Origin of the sequence: Sulfidibacter corallicola, assembly GCF_017498545.1 — a bacterium.
Classification (GTDB): domain Bacteria; phylum Acidobacteriota; class Holophagae; order Acanthopleuribacterales; family Acanthopleuribacteraceae; genus Sulfidibacter; species Sulfidibacter corallicola.
The window spans coordinates 7,776,401-7,794,235 of sequence record NZ_CP071793.1 but is presented as its reverse complement, the minus strand read 5'-3'; the positions used below and the strand labels follow the sequence as shown (position 1 = coordinate 7,794,235).

At 61.8% G+C, this 17,835-nt stretch carries 11 protein-coding genes; 5 read left to right on the top strand and 6 right to left on the bottom strand.

Annotated features, from left to right (window positions below):
- The first annotated feature begins 167 nt into the window (after positions 1-167).
- A complete protein-coding gene (locus J3U87_RS23950; RefSeq protein WP_237378308.1) occupies positions 168-1,031 on the top strand; it encodes an alpha/beta hydrolase in 864 nt (287 codons plus the stop codon).
- A gap of 674 nt (positions 1,032-1,705) precedes the next feature.
- On the opposite strand, the gene ftsH is transcribed toward J3U87_RS23950, so the two are convergent.
- The 4 genes from ftsH to J3U87_RS23930 form a co-directional block, all read right to left on the bottom strand.
- Positions 1,706-3,643 carry an ATP-dependent zinc metalloprotease FtsH gene (gene ftsH / locus J3U87_RS23945; RefSeq protein ID WP_237378307.1) on the bottom strand — a complete coding sequence of 646 codons (1,938 nt, stop codon included), beginning with the start codon at positions 3,641-3,643 and terminating at the stop codon, positions 1,706-1,708.
- Between the two features lie 103 nt (positions 3,644-3,746).
- Positions 3,747-5,036, bottom strand: a complete 1,290-nt coding sequence (gene tilS / locus J3U87_RS23940) for a tRNA lysidine(34) synthetase TilS (protein ID WP_237378306.1) — start codon at positions 5,034-5,036, stop codon at positions 3,747-3,749.
- An 87-nt stretch (positions 5,037-5,123) separates the two neighbouring features.
- A complete protein-coding gene (locus J3U87_RS23935) occupies positions 5,124-5,759 on the bottom strand; it encodes a sigma-70 family RNA polymerase sigma factor (protein ID WP_237378305.1) in 636 nt (211 codons plus the stop codon).
- Between the two features lie 227 nt (positions 5,760-5,986).
- Positions 5,987-7,144, bottom strand: coding sequence for a hypothetical protein (locus tag J3U87_RS23930; RefSeq protein WP_237378304.1), 1,158 nt, complete (start codon positions 7,142-7,144; stop codon positions 5,987-5,989).
- 433 nt (positions 7,145-7,577) lie between these two features.
- Here J3U87_RS23930 and J3U87_RS23925 point away from each other — a divergent pair, with 433 nt between their 5' ends.
- Together J3U87_RS23925 and J3U87_RS23920 are read left to right on the top strand one after the other, a co-directional pair.
- Entirely contained in the window at positions 7,578-8,519 is a 942-nt protein-coding gene (locus J3U87_RS23925; RefSeq protein ID WP_237378303.1) for an outer membrane protein assembly factor BamB family protein, read from the top strand.
- 231 nt (positions 8,520-8,750) lie between these two features.
- Positions 8,751-11,069, top strand: a complete 2,319-nt coding sequence (locus J3U87_RS23920; RefSeq protein WP_237384551.1) for a beta propeller repeat protein — start codon at positions 8,751-8,753, stop codon at positions 11,067-11,069.
- A gap of 423 nt (positions 11,070-11,492) precedes the next feature.
- Here J3U87_RS23920 and J3U87_RS23915 read toward each other — a convergent pair whose 3' ends face one another.
- Positions 11,493-13,778, bottom strand: a complete 2,286-nt coding sequence (locus tag J3U87_RS23915) for a nitric-oxide reductase large subunit (protein WP_237378302.1) — start codon at positions 13,776-13,778, stop codon at positions 11,493-11,495.
- A 251-nt stretch (positions 13,779-14,029) separates the two neighbouring features.
- On the opposite strand from J3U87_RS23915, the gene norR reads away from it, so the two are divergent.
- Positions 14,030-15,550 carry a nitric oxide reductase transcriptional regulator NorR gene (gene norR / locus J3U87_RS23910; RefSeq protein WP_237378301.1) on the top strand — a complete coding sequence of 507 codons (1,521 nt, stop codon included), beginning with the start codon at positions 14,030-14,032 and terminating at the stop codon, positions 15,548-15,550.
- Between the two features lie 942 nt (positions 15,551-16,492).
- Here norR and J3U87_RS23905 read toward each other — a convergent pair.
- On the bottom strand, positions 16,493-16,858 hold the full coding sequence (locus tag J3U87_RS23905) for a winged helix-turn-helix transcriptional regulator (protein WP_237378300.1): 366 nt from the start codon (positions 16,856-16,858) through the stop codon (positions 16,493-16,495).
- A 143-nt stretch (positions 16,859-17,001) separates the two neighbouring features.
- On the opposite strand from J3U87_RS23905, the gene J3U87_RS23900 reads away from it, so the two are divergent.
- Entirely contained in the window at positions 17,002-17,784 is a 783-nt protein-coding gene (locus J3U87_RS23900; RefSeq protein ID WP_237378299.1) for an SDR family NAD(P)-dependent oxidoreductase, read from the top strand.
- Positions 17,785-17,835: the final 51 nt, after the last annotated feature.

Here is a 17,835-nt window from a genome sequence, read left to right as displayed (position 1 = left end):
GCCCACCCGGAACACCTGCACGATTCCCCACCCTGACGGCCAGAGTACGTAAGCGGCATCCCCGGGCGGCTAATCGGGTTGGCGCCCCGATCGAAAAATGGTTGTTCCAGGATGGCAATTCACTAGAATCGAAGAACCTACCTCATTCATCGGCAAAAGGAACCAACATGAACATCTCGCATCGACTGACCGCCTGCACCCTGTCTTGTCTCGTGGCGTTGCTGGGAACGGCTGCACCTTCACCCGGCGAAAAAGCCACGGAAGGTCAACCGGTCGTCCTCGCCCGATCCTATACCCTGCCCTCCAAGATCCTCGAACAGCAACGCCGCATCAACGTCTACGTGCCACCCGGTTATGAAACGGGCGATCGTCGCTATCCGGTCCTCTACCTGCTGGACGGCGGTACCAAGGAAGATTTTTTCCACATCGCCGGCATCGCCTCGTTGGCCGCCGACTATCGCAACATCCGAGAATTCATCCTGGTGGGTATCGAGGGCATCGATCGCTATCACGACCTGACGCCGCCCAGCGAGGTCGCCCAGGACCGCAAACAACTGCCCACCAGCGGTGGTTCGGCCAAGTTTCGCGCCTTTTTGGAAAAAGAATTGGTGCCCTATGTGTCGAGCCACTTCAGGCTGACGGACGAATCGGTACTGATCGGTGAATCGGCGGCCGGTCTCTTCGTGACCGAGACCCTGCTGCGCCAGCCCGAGCTGTTCGGCGGCTACATCGCGATCAGTCCCAGCCTGTGGTGGAACGATCAGGCGCTGGCCAAGGCTTCGGCACAATCGCTCCAGGCACCCGCGTTTCCCAAGGATCGCCGCCTGTACCTGACGATCGCCGACGAGGGCGGCACCATGCGGGCAGGTGTGGACATGTTGGTGGCGGCCCTGAAGGCCCATGCGCCGAAGGAGATGACCTGGACCTTCGTGCCGATGACCGAGGAGACCCACGCCACGACCTTCCACCCGGCCGCATTGGATGCGGTGCGGATCATGTTCGCGGGGAAGAAGGCCGAAACGGCGCCGTGAGCGCCCCCCGATCTAAGCCGGTTAGCCGGCAGTTCCCGCATTCTAACGAGAGGTGGCCTTGCTGTAGGTTGGCCCGCTGGGCCGACAAATCGAAGCGACTCACGCCGCGCAGGTAGCCTAGCCCAAAGAGTGAAGCCATCCAACCTCTGAGTCGCTGCTCAGGCCAAGAGCCGTTTTGCCGATGATTCGGCATTCCGACCACTGAGTTTCAGGACAAAACCGAATCGAAGGAACCGGGCAAAGATCGAATTCGAACATCGAGAGTTCTAGAGGCCCGACTTTTCGGCTTCGCTCCTTTCCACTCAATCTTGGGAAGGTGACTGCTTCGAAATGTCGGGCTGGCAGCCCAACCTACCGCGACGACGCCGCTCTCGCAAATGCGGGAACTGCGTGCATTGGTGGCTTCGAAAAGTACATCCAGCGGGCTTACCGCCCCTGATGTATCTATCTGGCATGGTACCCCTTTTCAACGTTTGGGAACTCCTTGGATGCGTCGCTCCGAAATGTCGGGCTGGCAGCCCAACCTACTGCAGATCCGACTATCAAAGCCTGCGGGAACTCCCCGCACGGATCGCTTCGACAAATTCAACGACTCCCGCCCGCTTCGATGCCGAGTAGGGCCTGCGATTGGGCATAAAAAAACCCGCGTCGAAACGCGGGTTTTTTTGGTTCGCTCAGGTCTGTGCCAGTGGCGGCGGATCCGGCAAGACACCCAATCCGGTGGTGGGCTTGCCCTCTTCCTTGTCGCGTGGGTTCGGCGAACTCTGCGGATCCAACTTGGGATTCTGCAAGGTGACCGGTTGACCCTGAAGGATCTGCTGGACCTGCCAATCGCTGATGGTTTCGATCTCCAACAGCTTGTCGGCCATGGACTGAACGATGTCGCGATGATCGCTGAGAATCTTGCGCGCGCGACGATCGGCGTCTTCGATCAGGCGCTTGACCTCGGCATCGATCAGTTGCGCGGTTTTTTCGGACGTGCTGTGGGGACGGTTGTAATCGCGTCCCAGGAACGGCTGATCGCCGCTGTCACGCAGCGAAATCGGCCCGACCGCCTTGCTCATGCCCAATTCGCACACCATCTGCTTGGCGATGTTGGTCGCCACCTCGATGTCGTTGCGGGCGCCGGAAGTGGTTTGGTTCAGGAACAATTCCTCGGCGATACGGCCGCCCATCAGAATCGCCAAGCGATTCTCGAGATAGGTGGCGTTGTAGCTGTGGCGATCGTCCAGGGGAAGCTGCTGGGTGACCCCGAGTGCGCGACCACGCGGGATGATGGTGACCTTGTGAACCGGATCGGCCTCGCCGATCATGGCGGCCACGACCGCGTGTCCCGATTCGTGAATGGCGGTATTGCGCTTCTCGTCCTCGGAAAGAATCATGCTGCGGCGCTCGGCACCCATCATGATCTTGTCCTTGGCGTCTTCGAAATCGGTGCGGAACACCATTTTTTTGCCCTTGCGGGCGGCCAGCAGGGCCGCTTCGTTGACCATGTTGGCCAGATCGGCACCGGAGAAGCCGGGTGCGCCACGGGCGACCATGGGCAGATCCACATCGTTGGAAAGCGGAACCCGTCCGGTGTGTACCTTGAGGATCGCTTCGCGGCCCTTGACATCCGGCAGGTCCACGACGACCCGACGGTCGAAACGGCCCGGACGCAGCAGCGCCGGATCGAGCACGTCGGGGCGGTTGGTGGCGGCCACCAGGATCACACCGTCGTTGCTCTCGAAACCGTCCATTTCCACGAGTAACTGGTTGAGGGTCTGTTCGCGCTCGTCGTGACCGCCGCCCATGCCGGCACCGCGATGGCGACCGACGGCATCGATCTCGTCGATGAAAATGATGCAAGGCGCGTTTTTCTTGCCCTGGTCGAACAGGTCGCGCACGCGAGAGGCACCGACCCCGACAAACATTTCCACGAAATCCGAACCCGAAATCGAGAAGAACGGCACGTTGGCCTCGCCCGCGGTGGCCCTCGCCAGCAAGGTCTTACCGGTTCCCGGCGGGCCCATCAGCAGGACTCCTTTGGGAATCTTGCCGCCCAGGCGTTGGAACTTCTGGGGTTCCTTCAAGAATTCGATGATTTCCTGGAGTTCTTCCTTGGCTTCGTCGCAGCCCGCCACATCCACAAACGTGATCTTCTTTTGGCTGCCTGTCAGGAGCTTGGCTTTACTCTTGCCGAACATCATCGCCTTGTTGCCGCCAGCCTGCATCTGGCGTATGAAAAAGAACCATAGGATTAGGAAAAAGGCGAAAGGCACGACCCAGGTAAATATATTGAGCACCAAATCGCCGGTACTGCTGTTCTCGGTTTTCACCGACTCTTCAGCCCAACCGAGCGATTGGGTCACCAAATCGTCATAAAAAATGATGGAGGCGGAAAACCGCTTGACCTCATGGTCGTTGATAATCTCAGCTTTTTTGAATTCACCTTCGATCTTGGTCGGTGAAATCGTCAGGGATTGGATCAAACCGTTTTGGCCGTACTTGACCACGTCACTGAAATTGACTTCTTCAACGGATCCACCCGACTTGCGGAGTTGAACCACGATCATGATTACCGTCAGAGGAATCACGAGCCACAGGGTCAGGGTCCTGAGAGTGTTGTTCAAATGCGCGTCCTCCAATTCGTCTGTACAAAAATAGCATTCTAGCCCAATCCGCCCGAGAAAGCTACTTCCCGACCAGGGGGTCTCGAATACCTTTAAGTTGGTATCAGCTATGTTCGAAAAAGGGCCTGATGAGGTTCTCGCTTCCGTCGAGCCACTCGAAATCACGATCATTGGGTAACAAGGTCAAGAATTCGTCAAAATGTATCAGTACTTCGCCGATTTCCACGAGCGGAAGCATTTGCCGGATCCTCAGTGGTACCCGAGCACGCCGCATGGTTTCTTTTACACGTTTCTTACCTTCAACATACCGATCCAGGCGCGCGGGGCAAGCCAAAAAGATGGTTTTTGGTGATAAATCTCGCTTTTCCAGGGCAATTTGCGGCATTGTGTGAAATACGAAGCGCAAGGGTCCCCAGGTCACCGGAACGCCGCGGTCCAGGGTCAGGCGAGCCGGCCAATGCCAGTCGTGCCAGGTCAGTCCGTCGATGTCGTAGAAGCAGGTTCCGCCATGGTGACGGAAGGATCCGGTTCGCTTCTCCTCGATCCACCGGCGCAGGGCCAGGTGCCGGGCCCGCGGGGGCATGGGCAGCGCCAAACGCGTCCAGAAGGCGCGCAGCAGGAAGTCCCAGCGGTAGGGCGGCGCCTCCTCGAAGGCGGCGCGAGCCAGCAGGGACCCCTCGAGGAAGGCGTCCAGCCGGCGCCAGGCCTCCGCGGCCAAACCATCCTGAACCCGTTCGAAATCCTCGAGCCAGGCCCCCCAACGCGACCAGGGTCGCTGGTGTACCGTCGCGATTTCGGGGAGCACGCGGTGGCGCAGGCGATTGCGAAAATGGTCCGTTCGGTAATTGGAAGGGTCCAGGACATGGGGGACACCAGCCAGCCTGGCGTGCTCAAGCACGAGTTCGCGGTCCAACGTCAAAAAGGGCCTGGCGCGAAAGTCCCGCGCCGCCCGCATGGCGATCGGCGAGGCGATGCCCGCACCGCGCGTCAAGGCCATGACCAGGGTTTCCACTTGATCCTCGCGATGATGGGCCAACAGGAGCCACTCCCCTTCGCGACGCGTTTCCTCCAGGACCCGCCGCCGAAAGGCCGCGGCTCGATACTCGAAGTTGGCGCCGGCCGGCTCCTCGAAGCGATGAACCGCCACAGCCAGCTCGCGCTCCGTGCAAAAGCGCCGTACCACCTTTTCGGATACGTCGGCGAACCGGCCGGTCCCGTGATGGACGTGGCACACGCGAATCGGGGCGCGATGCACGTGCGCCATGCGAACCAGGACATCCAGCAGGACCATCGAGTCGACGCCGCCCGAAACGGAAACCACCAGCCCCGACGCGCCGAAATACGGCGCCTGGCGCAAGGTGGCCGTCATGGTTTTCATCAAGCGTGTCTTCACGATCGGATCCGTCGTTCGGTCAGCTTCGGTTCGGCTCGGGCGTTTCGCGGCCGGAGGTGCGGACCACGCCGCCACCTCGACCGGCCATCATTCATCCGTGGAGCCGCCCGCACGGCCCGGCGGTTCCTCGCGCGGGTCGTCGATGTGTTTGAGTTCGTTGAACAACCAGGCCTTGGCGATGGTCCATTCGCGTTTGGCGGTGCGCAGCGAGACGCCGATCATGTCGGAGGCCTCCTGGATGGTCAGCCCGGCAAAAAAGCGCAGCTCCACCAGCCGGCATTTACGCGGATCGATCTCGCTCAATTTGGCCAGCGCCTGATCCAGGGCGATCAGGTCGACCACTTTTTTGCTGGACCCGTCGCCCATTTCCCCAAATACCTCGAGCGAAAGGGTCGTCTTGCCGTGACCACGCTTCTGGGCGCGCGTCTTGCGGGCGTGATCCACGAGGATCTGGCGCATACGACGCGCGGCGACCCCGAAAAAGTGCGCGCGGTCTTGAAGGTTGATGTTCGTTTCACCCACGAACCGCAGGTACAGTTCACTCACCAGCGCGGTGGGTTGCAGGGTGTGTGACTTTCGCTCGTCCAAAAAGCGAATGCGCGCCAGGCGATGCAGTTCATCGAACACGATCGGCATCAGGTTCTCGAGCGCGCCCTTGTCCCCGTCGCTCCAAGCCCGAATCAGGCGGGTCACCTCCGAAGGTGCTTTTTCCGATTCCGACATGTTTCGTCCTCCTTAGATATATGTATGAACCGGCAATGGGCATCGGCGGCGCTCGAACGATCGGCGAGCGGCCAACCGAAATCGGGCGAATCGCGCGAGTTCCGGCCCGAGAAATCCACGGTGCGTTCGAAGATATCCAACACACCGACCCGTCAGCCAAGCCCCTATCATCGCATCAGACCCTATTCTGAACCAAATTGTTCAAAAATGCTCCCGAACAGTGCCGTTTATGCCGCTTTTGCGGTGGCTTCGGCGCCTGTAGGCGGGACGGGCGTACCGGGCGGCGGCCCCTTGGGTACGAACACGAGGGCCGTGACCGCGCCCGCGATGACCATCGCCAGGGCGAACAGGAAGGAAGGCGTGATCTGGCTGAAGGTACCCTCGCCGACGATCGTCACGAAGGTGTTCATGACCGGAGCGCCGCCGAACACGAAGGGCATGACGAAGATCGGTTTGCCACCGCTGTTGAAGGCCATGATGACGCCCAGCGCGCCAATGGCGCCGACGGCCCCGGCCCCCAGCGACCAGAAGATGCCGGATGGCGTCCAACTGCCGGGTTCGTTCCAGGCCCCCAACACGAGGAGGGGTATGACCACCGCCATGGCGAAATAGGCCATGCCCACGCAGACGAAGGGACGCAGGCGACTGCCCCCGCTATGGGCCTGCCCCTTGTGGAGCGTCGGACCGTAGCTGCCCCAGCAGAGGGCCGTCATGGCGACCGACAACAGAATCATCAGGAACTCACTGAAGTCCAACGGCTTTTTGCGATTGTAGAGGGCGTAGGCCCGCGACAGCTCGGGGTTCTCGCGCAGATCCCGAAGGTTGCGCGCCTCCCAGGAGTGGGTCTCCCGGGCTCCGCCGTGCACTTCGGTCAAGGTGACCACGATGGCACCGTTCTCGTGTTCGTCGATGCGCACGTTCTTGGCGGCCGGTTTGAAGAACAGGACCCCGGCGGCACCGATCGCCACCAACACCAATCCAAGGAAGAACAGCGGGCCCGCATCCTTGTAGGTCTTGCTCAGGAACATGGTGACGAAGGTGTTGACGACGGGCGCCAACCCGAACACGAGCGGCATGACGAAGACCGGATTGCCGCGAAACTTGAAGGCCATGATGATGCCCAAGGCGCCCATCGCACCGAGGGCGCCCGCAAAAAGGGACCAGGTAACCCCGGCCCGTGTCCAGCGCCCACCGTCGTCGCGCGTCTTGAGAATGGCCATGGGCACGACCACGGCGATGAGAAAATAAGCGAATCCGACACAAATGAAGGGTCTGAGACTGGCCCCCTCCATGGCACCCTGGCCGGCGTGCATCGTCGGGCCGTACATGCCCCAACAGAGAATCGTCAACCCGATGAAGCCCAGAGCCCTGGACAAATGCTGCATGCCTTACCCTCCGAATGCCTTGGAATCAGGCTCGCGAAGGGCGGCCGATTCGTCGCGAAAGAATAGGGCAATTATAGACAAGTGCGTCCATTGCGCCATGTTTTATCACGGAGCGTCACGGCGTTCGGTCGTTTCCCACTACAAGTCAGCCAGGACAAATGAAAAACGAATCTCGGTTATCCGGGACAGCGACCGGACCGGCCCCCAGGGTCAGCGACAACCCGAGAGACACCTGCGCGACGAACCCTCCCTCGACGGGGCCTGCCATTCGAACGGCGCCCGTCCATATGCGAGTTTCTCCGCCTCCCGGTTATTTTCATTTGTCTTGACTTTTTTCTCCACGATTCTTTGCAGCCTTGATAAGGTTATCTCCATACCTACCCCTTCATGAATCGGCAAGATCCCAGTTCAGTACGCGCATCAGGAGGATGCCTTGAGAATCGTTTTTCTGGCCGCGCTGTGTTTGGCGTCGGCCCCTGTACCCCTATTGGCTCAAACGGCGAACCCATCCGTTTTCGAGCTGGAACCCGGCACGCTGGTCGACGGCGCAGCCGCCCGAATCTACACCATGGTTCCCGATGGCGGGATCGTGGCCCTGAATCTAACCGACGGATCGCGGCAATGGCAAAGCGACGACGCCGCCAAACCCGTCGGGCTCTTGAACGGCCATTTGGCCGTCTATCGCGAGGCGGGCACGAAGATCGTGTTCCTGGATCCCGAGACCGGTCGCGAGGGACCTTGGACCGCGGCGTCGCTCTCCCTTCCGGAAACCGCATGGACTCGGGTGGACGACGGCTTGGGTCGATCCCTGACCCTGAGCATGAAGACCACCGATCGCGGTGCCGACCTGCTCTGGCAATCGGAATCCCGAACGGTGCGGGCCCGCCCACCGGGACCCGGCGACGCGACCGACGACGACATCGCCTTCGGCGGTCTCGCGATCGACGCCCAGAACGGGCAGGCCACCGCCGTCAGCCGGACCGCCCCCCTGTCCCCGAGCCTGCGGTTCACGATGTTGAACGAGGCCGATCGCCTGCCGAACCTGCAGGGCAGGCAGTTCCTTTCGATCGACGGGGGTGCCGTCCTGATCAGCAATCGCATCGGCGACGACCGCATCCGCAACAAATACCGCTGGACGCTATACGACCGCGCCACCGGCGACCCGCTCGGACGATTCGACGCCGACCGGTCCGTCGACGCATTCTTCGTGGCCGGCAAGACCCTGGTCTATGTGGCGCGACCCTACTTCTGGCGAGATGGCGACCAATTTCGGGAAGACCCGCTGAGACTGCGGGCCATCGATTTGGACAGCGGTCGCCTTCTCTGGGAACGCGCCCTTCGCGATACCGAGTATCGCGGCCCCTTCCCTCCCTAGAAGAGGGATTTTCGAAGTGCCATCACTACGAGATATAAGCCAAGGAGAAAGACATTGTACTTGCTTGGATGGAACAGAAAGCGTTCAGGGGCCGTGGCGAACCGAGGCCCTCTCGATGTACGTATCTCTCTGAAAACGATCGGTCTCATTCTATTCTCGGGTTTCTGTAGCCTATGGGCGCAGGGGCCTGCCTGGGAACCCGAGGGTCCGGCACCCAACACCCAGGGCCAGGTGGAGAACGTCGAACCCGACGACGAGGTGGTCGGTGCGGTGCACGTGGTCGTGGCCCATCCCACCAACGCGGATGTCCTGTGGGTCTGCGCCGTGAATGGCGGCATCTGGAAAACCGAAAACGCCACCTCGCCGGCGCCGACCTGGGTTTCGCAAACGGATTCCGAGAGCGGGTCCCTTCGATCGCTGTCGTTCGGCGCCATGAGCCTAGACCCCTCCGACACCGGCCACCAAACCCTGGTTGCCGGCACCGGTCGCTTTTCGAGCTTCGCCTCGACCGGTGGCGACCGGATCGGCGTGCTGCGCACCACCGACGGGGGAACGACCTGGACCCAGTTGACCGGAACGGGTTTACAGGAACCCAACATCTCGGGGATCGCGGCCCGCGGCAACATCATCGTGATTTCGGCGAACGGTTCCGCGAGCAATCTCTCGAATACCTTCGGGGTGTTCCGCAGCACCGACACGGGCGCCACCTTCAGTCAGGTATCGCTGGGCGACGGCGGAACCACCGGCCTGCCGGGCGGGCAAATGATGGACCTCGTGGGCGATCCCCTGAACTCGGCGCGGCTGTTCACCGCCTCGCGTCTTTCGGACAACGATGGCGGTGTCAACGGCATCTACCGCAGTGACGATACGGGCGCCACCTGGACCCGGGTCTCCAACGCGGCCATCGAATCGCTGATCGCGGCCGGCGCATCCAACATCGAAATGGCCGTCGGTCAGAACAACAACGTGTTCGCCGCCATCTGCACCAACGGTCGACTCTCGGGCCTGTTCCGATCCGGCGACGGCGGGGACAACTGGACCCAAATGGATCTGCCGAACCCGACCATTCACCCCGGCGGCCAGGCATCGATCCACCTCTCGATCGCGGCCGATCCCACCAACGACCAAATCGTCTACATCGGCGGCGATCGCCAAGACAACCCCTTTCCCAACAGCATCGGTGCCATCGATTTCTCCGGGAACCTCTACCGCTGCGACGCATCGGCGGCGGGCGGCAGTCAATGCGCCCACCTGACCCACGACAACAGTCGCGGTCCGGAAGGCGGCGGCACCGCCTCCAACTCTTCGCCCCATGCCGACTCGCGGGAGATGACGTTCGACGCCGCCGGTAACCTGATCGAAACCGACGACGGCGGCATCTACAAACGCACCGATCCCCGCAGCGACCAGGGCGACTGGATTTCGCTCAACGGCACCCTGGCCAGTACCGAATTCCACAACATCGCCTATGATTCCAACGCCAACGTGGTCGTGGGCGGCGCCCAGGATACCGGTTCCAGCGCCCAGGACGCCACGGGCAGTCAACGCTGGGTCAGTGTCCAGACGGCCGACGGCGGCGACGTGGCGGTCGACGACACCACCACGCCGGGACTTTCGGTACGCTACACGAGCTTCCAGGGTCTGGGCCAGTTCCGCCGCGAAACCTGGAACGCCAACAACGAGTTTCAATCGAGCGTGTTCATCGGTTTGAACGTGGTCTCCGGCCAGCAGATCCAGCCGGCCTTCCTCACGCCGATCGAGCTTCACGGCGTCGATCAGACACGCATGATCATTCTTGCCAACAACGGCACCTTCGAATCCTTCGATCAAGGCGACACCCTGACCCAGATCAGCACCACCGTGTCCAGCGCCGCCACCTTGGGCAGCGACCCGATCTCCTACGGCGCGGCCGACAACGAGAACATTCTCTACGTGGGCAACAGCGACACCCTGCACGTGCGTACCGGCCCACCGGGATCCGGCCTCACCCAGTCCACCTCGTTCCCGGGCACGGGCGTCGGCTTCAGCGTGCGCGACATCGTCCTGGATCCGGACGCCGGCAACACGGCCTTCGCCTTGACCGGCATCGGCATCTTCCACACCGACAACGCCGGCGCGTCCTGGGTCGAAATCACGGGCAACCTCACCAGTTTCGATCCCGGTTTCCACCGCTCCCTGGCCTATCGCGCCCACGAAGAGGGCGACATCCTCTACGCCGGCACCGATCGCGGCGTCTTCCAGGCCAGGGCCAGCGACGGGTTCAGTGTCTGGAGAGTGGCCGGTACCGGTCTGCCCAACGCACCGGCCATGGATCTGGATTACGACCCGGCCGACGGCATCCTGACGGCGGGTTTGATGGGCCGCGGCGCCTGGACCCTGCCGATCCCCGAATGCCGGCTCGATCTCACCGGCGACCAGGTCATCGACCAGAACGATTTCCGGGTCATCCTCGCGGATTGGCGCGGCACTACCTACGACATCGACGAAAACGGCAGCGTCGACATCCGCGACCTGATCTTCATCTTCAACAACTACGGCAACTGCGACTGATTCCGCCTGATCGGGATCCCGCAACCAGCAAACCCCATCGAACGGTACCGGAGATGAACCCGGACGATTCGATGGGGTCTCGCTTGTACCCATCCAGATTCGGAAAGACCGGAACGGTCTAGTTGGTTCGCCTGGATGGGCACGGTCTCAGGTCTCCGCAAGATACTTGTTCATAGGCAATTAGCTGAAACCTGATCCCGTCTGCCGATGACAGTTCGCACGAGGGGACTCGGCGGAATCAATGAGATCCCGCCTGTACCCATCCAGACTTCGGAAAGACCGGAACGGCCAAGTTGGTTCGCCTGGATGGGCACGGTCTCAGGCCTCAGCAAGACACTTGTTCACAGGCGATTAGCTGATGCCCGATTCCTGATGCCCGATCTCTTTCGCCCCCGTTGGCTGGGTCGTCGGGCGACGTTCCGTTCAGGAGGGTTCGGGGATCAGCGTCGCCGCGGGCCGCTCCTCCTCCACATAGCTCCAGCCGCCGCGCAAACCGGCCATGAACCAGGCCAGGCTACCCACGCCCATCAAAAAGACCGTATCGCCGATGATCCGCATCCAGCGCAGGGTTTCCAGCAGTTCGGTCTGCAGCAGGTCCGCACTGCGGGCGTACCACAGGCCGTGCTCCACGCTGGCCCAGGTCTGAATCAGGCCGATCGGCAGCAGACTCAGGGCGATCATCAAGCCCAGCCCGATGTTGAGCGCCCAGAAACTGAACGCCAACCAACGCGTGTTCCAGGCACGACCCGCCGTCATCCGTCTGGCCACGAACAGGATCAAGCCCAGGGAGAGCAGGCCGTACACGCCGAAGGTCGCGCCGTGGGCGTGCACCGCGGTGGTGTTGAGACCCTGCATGTAGAACAGCGCGATCGGCGGATTGATCAGGAAGCCGAAGACGCCCGCACCGACCAGGTTCCAAAAGGCCACGCCGACGAAGAACATGATCGGCCAGCGATAGGCCTCCATCCACGATGTCAGGCGGTGTTTGCGATAGGTGTCCCACGCCTCCTTGCCGATCAGCACCAGGGGCACGACCTCCAACGCGCTGAAACAGGCGCCGATGGCGGTGATCGATACCGGCGTGCCGCTAAAGTAGATATGGTGGAAGGTACCGGGAATGCCGCCCACCAGGAAAATGCTGGTCGAGAGCAGGACCGCGCGCGTGGCCGCCTCCTGACGGACCAGGCCGAGGTTGGCGAAAATGAACGCCAGCGCGGTGGTCGCGAAGACTTCGAAAAAGCCTTCGACCCACAGGTGCACCACCCACCACCGCCAATACTCCATGATGGAAAGGTGGGTCTTGGCGCCGTAGAACAGCCCCGCGGTGTAGAAGAGCCCGATCGCCACGCTGGCGCCGGTGAACATCAGCAACAGGTCGCGGCCTTTCTTCTGCTGTTTGAGTTTGGGCAGGATGCCCCGCAACATCAAAACCAGCCAAAGGCCCAGGCCGATCAGCAATGCGATTTGCCAGATGCGGCCGAGATCCGTGTACTCGTACCCCTGAATGCCGATCCAGAAACTCCAATCCAGGTCCAATTTCTGGTGAATCGCCAGGAATTCGCCCACGAGGCTGCCGCCGACCACGACCAGCAGGGCGCCGAAGAGCACCTGTACGCCCAGCTTTTGATGGGCGGGGTCCTTGCCACCGTTGATGATCGGAGCCAGAAACAGGCCGGCCGTGAGAAAGGAGGTCGCGATCCAGAACAGGGCGAGCTGGATGTGCCAGGTTCGGGCGAGGCTGTAGGGCAGGATTTCCGCGATCGGAATCCCGAAAAAGTGTTGGCCTTCGACCGTGTAATGGGCCACGAGTGCGCCCAACAACACCTGCAGGCCGAACAACAGCACCACCACGGCCACGTACTTGCCCAAAGCCCGCATCGACGGCGTCAACGCGAAACCGTCCAGTGGATCGCGTTTCGGCAGGTCGCTCGCGTCCTCGCTCTCGTGGCGTTTGAACGACTCGTACCAGACCAGGGCGCCAACCGCCGCCAGCAGCAACACGATGCTGACGATCGACCAGAACAGGTTGGCGGTGGAGGGCCGGTTCCCGATCAGGGGTTCGTGAGGCCAGTTGTTGGTATAGGTGATCGCCTGGTCCGGGCGTTCGGTGGCGGCCGACCAGGCACTCCAATAGAAGAAGGCCGTCATCAAGCGGCGCCGCTCCGGATCCGGCAAAACCTTTTCGTGGATGGCGTAGGCCTCGCGCAATTCGCGCTGGTGGGGGTTGCCCCCGAACAGTCCTTGATAATATTCGGAAATGGCGTGTGCGGCCTCGACGCGAATGCCCGCCAACAGGACCTGCTCGGTTTCGGCGTCGTAGGTGTTGGTGCGGTAAAGCTCGGTCAGCTCGGCCTCCAAGGCGGCGCGCTGGCCCGTGCTCAACGATTCGAAGAGTTGTCCGTGTCGCTGCTCCGACCATTGCTTCAACACCCAGACCAGCTCGCGGTGCAACCAGTCCGCGGTCCAGTCCGGGGCCTGGTAGGCTCCGTGTCCCCAAACCGACCCGAGCTGCTGGCCGCCGATGGATTGCCAGACACGCTGGCCCTCCAGGATTTCGTCCCTGGTGAAGAGCGGTGTGCCCGTGTCGTCGACGTAGGCCGCCGGAATCGGCGGCGCCTGGCGGTAAATCTCCCGTCCGAAAAAGCCGAGAATGGCGAAGGTCACCACCAAGACGGAAGCCAAAATCAACCAACCCGATTTATGTGTCATGTAAGGCTCCTTGAAAACTGGCGCCCATCCATTGATTCAGCGGATCTCGGGAGAGGAGGAGGGATGGGCACGGCCTCGAGATCGCGTGTGGCCCATGGACGCCCCATAGGGGCACCACAGGCAATGGCGTGAGATTCCAAGGAGCATGCCACCTTTTAACTAATTCATTTCATTACACTTAACTGACAACGTTGCGTTTTTTACAACATCGTCCGTTGTTTGATTCACAACTGCGTTATAGAATTCACAACATGAACCAAATCGACGTCCTGCTCACCATCGCGCTCGATCTCAATCGCTCCATGCGCGCCACCGACCGTTACCGCGCCCTTTTGGAGGCCATCGCCGCGCTGATCCCCTACGATGCCGCCTGCCTCTTGACCCTGCACGGCCGCCAGTTGAGACCGCGAGCCGCCATCGGCCTGCACGCCAAAGCGCTGGCGCGTCGCTACGAAATCGGGGATCACCCACGGCTGGCCATCATCAGCCAGGCGGCGGACCCGGTTCTGTTCGCGGCCGACAGTCCCCTGCCCGACCCGTTCGACCACCTGATCGGCGACGAAGGCCATTCGCCCGGCGACGTGCACTCCTGCCTGGGCTGTCCGTTGACGCTTGACGGCGAAGTGGTCGGCGTGCTGACGGCCGACGCCTTGGAACCCGGGCGGTTCGACGACCTGGACCGGCACCTGCTGGCCCTGCTGGGAGCCCTGGCGGGCTCGGTGCTGCAGACGGCCCACTTGATGGAACAGCTCGAAGAAAAGCACCGCCATCAAACCGACCTGGCCCACGAGCTGTGGCGCACGGATCAGCGCCGTTCGGGTGGACTGTTGGTGGGCGACAGTCCGCCCATGCAGAAGCTGCGACAGGAGATCGAGTGGGTCGCCAACACCGACCTGGCGGTATTGGTGACCGGCGAGACCGGGGTCGGCAAGGAGCTGGTGGCGCGGGCCATCCACGCCCAATCGCTGCGCGGGCGCCAGCCCATGATTTACGTCAATTGTGCGGCGCTGCCGGAATCCCTGGTGGAATCGGAACTGTTCGGACACCGCAAGGGTGCGTTCACCGGCGCGGACAACGACCGCATGGGCAAGTTCGAACTGGCCCACAAGGGCACCCTGTTTCTCGACGAGGTGGGCGAACTGCCCCTGGCGACCCAACCCAAGTTGTTGCGGGCCCTGCAGGAGGGTGAAATCCAACGGGTCGGCTCGGATACGTCGGTGACGGTCGACGTGCGGATCATTGCGGCCACCAACCGCGACCTGGTGACCGAGGTCGAGGCGGGTCGGTTCCGCAGCGACCTGTTCCACCGACTGAACGTGTACCCGATCCCGGTGCCGGCACTCCGCGACCATTGCGAGGACATCGGTGAATTGGTGCCGCGATTCGTGGCCCAGGACAAACGCCAGATGGGCATTCGCGAGGTGACGATCAAGGACGAGCTGATCGAAGCCTTGAAGCGGGCGAGTTGGCCGGGAAACGTGCGCGAACTGCGCAACGCGGTGATGCGCGGACTGCTGCGCGCCGTCCGCGAGCGACCGGGCAGCCCGGTCCTCGAGCCCCGACACGTGCGATTGGATCCGGTGGCCGGCGCGACATTGGAACCCGAGAAGGAGCCATCGCTGAACCTGCGCGATGCCACGGAGGGATTTCAGCGCCAGCTCATCCGGCAAGCGGTGGCGCGGGCGGACGGGAACTGGGCCAAGGCGGCGCAGCGCCTGGGCGTGCATCGCTCCAACCTGCACCACCTCGCCAAGCGCCTGGGGTTGAAGTAGCCCGGGCAAGGGCGGAACCCATAAACTCGCTTATCAGACCATCCCCGAAGGGATCACGAGCGAAGTGCCCGCATGCCGAGAGATCCGTTGTGCCTGTAGGTTGGCCCGCTGGGCCGACGCGCCGAAGTAACCCAAGCAACAGCAATTAATTGCACCAAAGAGCGTAGCCGATCATTCTCCTCGCCACCCCAATCGAAAGCCGTGAAGTCCAAAGTCCCTCCATCGTGAGAGGGGCGTCAGGCATGTAGGTGGAGCAGCTTGCTCCACCAATCGAAGCAACCCAGGCAATTACAACCAATTAGGCCAAAGAGCGAAGCTCTAAATTTCCCTTGCGAGCCCAATCCAAAGCCCAAAGTCCCCGCATCGTGAAAGTGGCGTAAGACCTGTAGGTTGGCCCGCTGGGCCGACAAAACGGAACAACCCAAACAACCACAATTAATTAGGCCAAAGAGCGAAGCACAGAATCTCCCTCGCAGCCCCCAAATCGAAGCCGCATCGAGGTTTTTACACAGCCTCTGGCAGCCCAGGCACAGCGACGACGAATCTCTTTCGACGGGGGGACGGCATGGTCGGATCACTTCGGTATAGGCGTATGGGGAGAATTCCGGGCTCCGCTTTTTTGCGTTGGTTGCTCTCGCTGTTAGGGTTGTTTCGATTGGTGGAGCAAGCTGCCTTACCGGCCCTGCTCCACCTACAGGCCTGACGCACCTCTCACAATGCGGGACCTTTGGACTTTTGGGCTTCGGATTGGGCTCGCAAGGGAGATTCTGTGCTTCGCTCTTCGGCCCAATTGGTTGTAATTGCTTGGGTTGCTTCGACGCGTCGGCCCAGCGGGCCAACCTACAGGCACAACGTCACTCTCAATATGCGGGTTCTTCGATGGAACTCGCTCCGGGTTGGTTCGAACATTCGGGCGCGCGGGTTCACCGCCCCCTGCGGAACCTACCGCGAGGTGGCATCGCGCGCCAACTCGCGATCCAGCTCGTCGATCACCTCGAACACCCGCATGAATTTCTGGCCGAATGACGTGATTCGGTACTCCACTCGCGCCGGCACCTCGGGAAACACCGTTTTTTCGATCAGGCCGAACGTCAACATCTTGCCCAAGCAGTGGTTCATGACCTTGGGCGTCAAGCCCTCGACCGAACGGTGCATCTTGCCCGGTCGATGAATGCCCTCGCGCATCATCGTCAGCAGCGTGAGCGACCATTTGCAGCCCAGAATCGTCTCGACGATCTCGCGTACGTGCGGGGGCGGCACCATTCGCTCGTAATTTTTTTCAATTTTTTTTTCGGTGGATGACGCCATTTGACACCCAAAAGTACCTAGGACACCCGAAAGTGCTTACTGGTTCAAAACAAAGGTCTTGCTTAGATTCTAAGGCAACGATGAACGAGGTCGCGGTTTCATTCTAACCGAAAAGCGGACCGCCGACCAATTTGGAGGAACACATGAGCGAACAACGATTCGAAAACCGGGTTGCCATCATCACCGGAGGCGGGACCGGCATCGGCAAGGCCACTGCCGCCCTGTTGCTGGCGGAAGGCGCCCGCGTCGTGATCAACGGAAGACGCGAGGCGGTACTCCGCGAAACGGCCCGTGAACTGGATCCCGACGGCCGGCGGGTCCGCTGGGTGGCCGGCTCGGTGGCCGACGAGCAGGTCGCCCGCGAGTTGGCGTCCACGGCCGTCACCGAATTCGGCGGCCTGGACCTGGTGGTCAACAACGCCGGCGTATTCAAACCGACACCGTTCCTGGACCACCGCGTCGAGGATTTCGATCGCTACAGCGACATCATCCTCAAGGGAACCTTCCTGGTCTCCCAGGCAGCGATTCGCGAAATGACGAAAACCGGTGGTGGTTCCATAGTCAATGTGGGCTCGATGTGGGCCGAGCAGGCCATCGGCGCCACGCCCTCGTCCGCCTACTCGGCCGCCAAGGCCGGCGTACACGCGCTCACCCGCAACCTGGCCATCGAGTTCGCCGACAAGGGCATTCGCGTCAACGCGGTGGCGCCCGCCGTCGTGGAAACGCCGGTCTACGAGACCTTCATGAGCCCGGAGCAGGTCCGCGAGGTGCTGCCGACTTTCCACGGCTTCCACCCCCTGGGTCGCAACGGCCGCCCCGACGACGTGGCCAAGGCGATTCTCTACCTCGCCGGTCTGGAGGCGGACTGGGTCACCGGCACGGTACTCGCCGTGGACGGCGGCGTCACCGCGGGCCGTCAGGCCTGATCGAACGCCGCCGGCCAAAACGTCCGCGTGGGCGCCTCGTTCGGTGGGCGA

Excerpts from the sequence above, each read along its gene's own strand:
- J3U87_RS23950 (WP_237378308.1), top strand. The coding sequence starts at position 168 with ATGAACATCTCGCATCGACTGACCGCCTGCACCCTGTCTTGTCTCGTG.
- J3U87_RS23935 (WP_237378305.1), bottom strand. The coding sequence starts at position 5,759 with ATGTCGGAATCGGAAAAAGCACCTTCGGAGGTGACCCGCCTGATTCGG.
- J3U87_RS23930 (WP_237378304.1), bottom strand. The coding sequence starts at position 7,144 with ATGCAGCATTTGTCCAGGGCTCTGGGCTTCATCGGGTTGACGATTCTC.
- J3U87_RS23915 (WP_237378302.1), bottom strand. The coding sequence starts at position 13,778 with ATGACACATAAATCGGGTTGGTTGATTTTGGCTTCCGTCTTGGTGGTG.
- norR (WP_237378301.1), top strand. The coding sequence starts at position 14,030 with ATGAACCAAATCGACGTCCTGCTCACCATCGCGCTCGATCTCAATCGC.
- J3U87_RS23905 (WP_237378300.1), bottom strand. The coding sequence starts at position 16,858 with ATGGCGTCATCCACCGAAAAAAAAATTGAAAAAAATTACGAGCGAATG.
- J3U87_RS23900 (WP_237378299.1), top strand. The coding sequence starts at position 17,002 with ATGAGCGAACAACGATTCGAAAACCGGGTTGCCATCATCACCGGAGGC.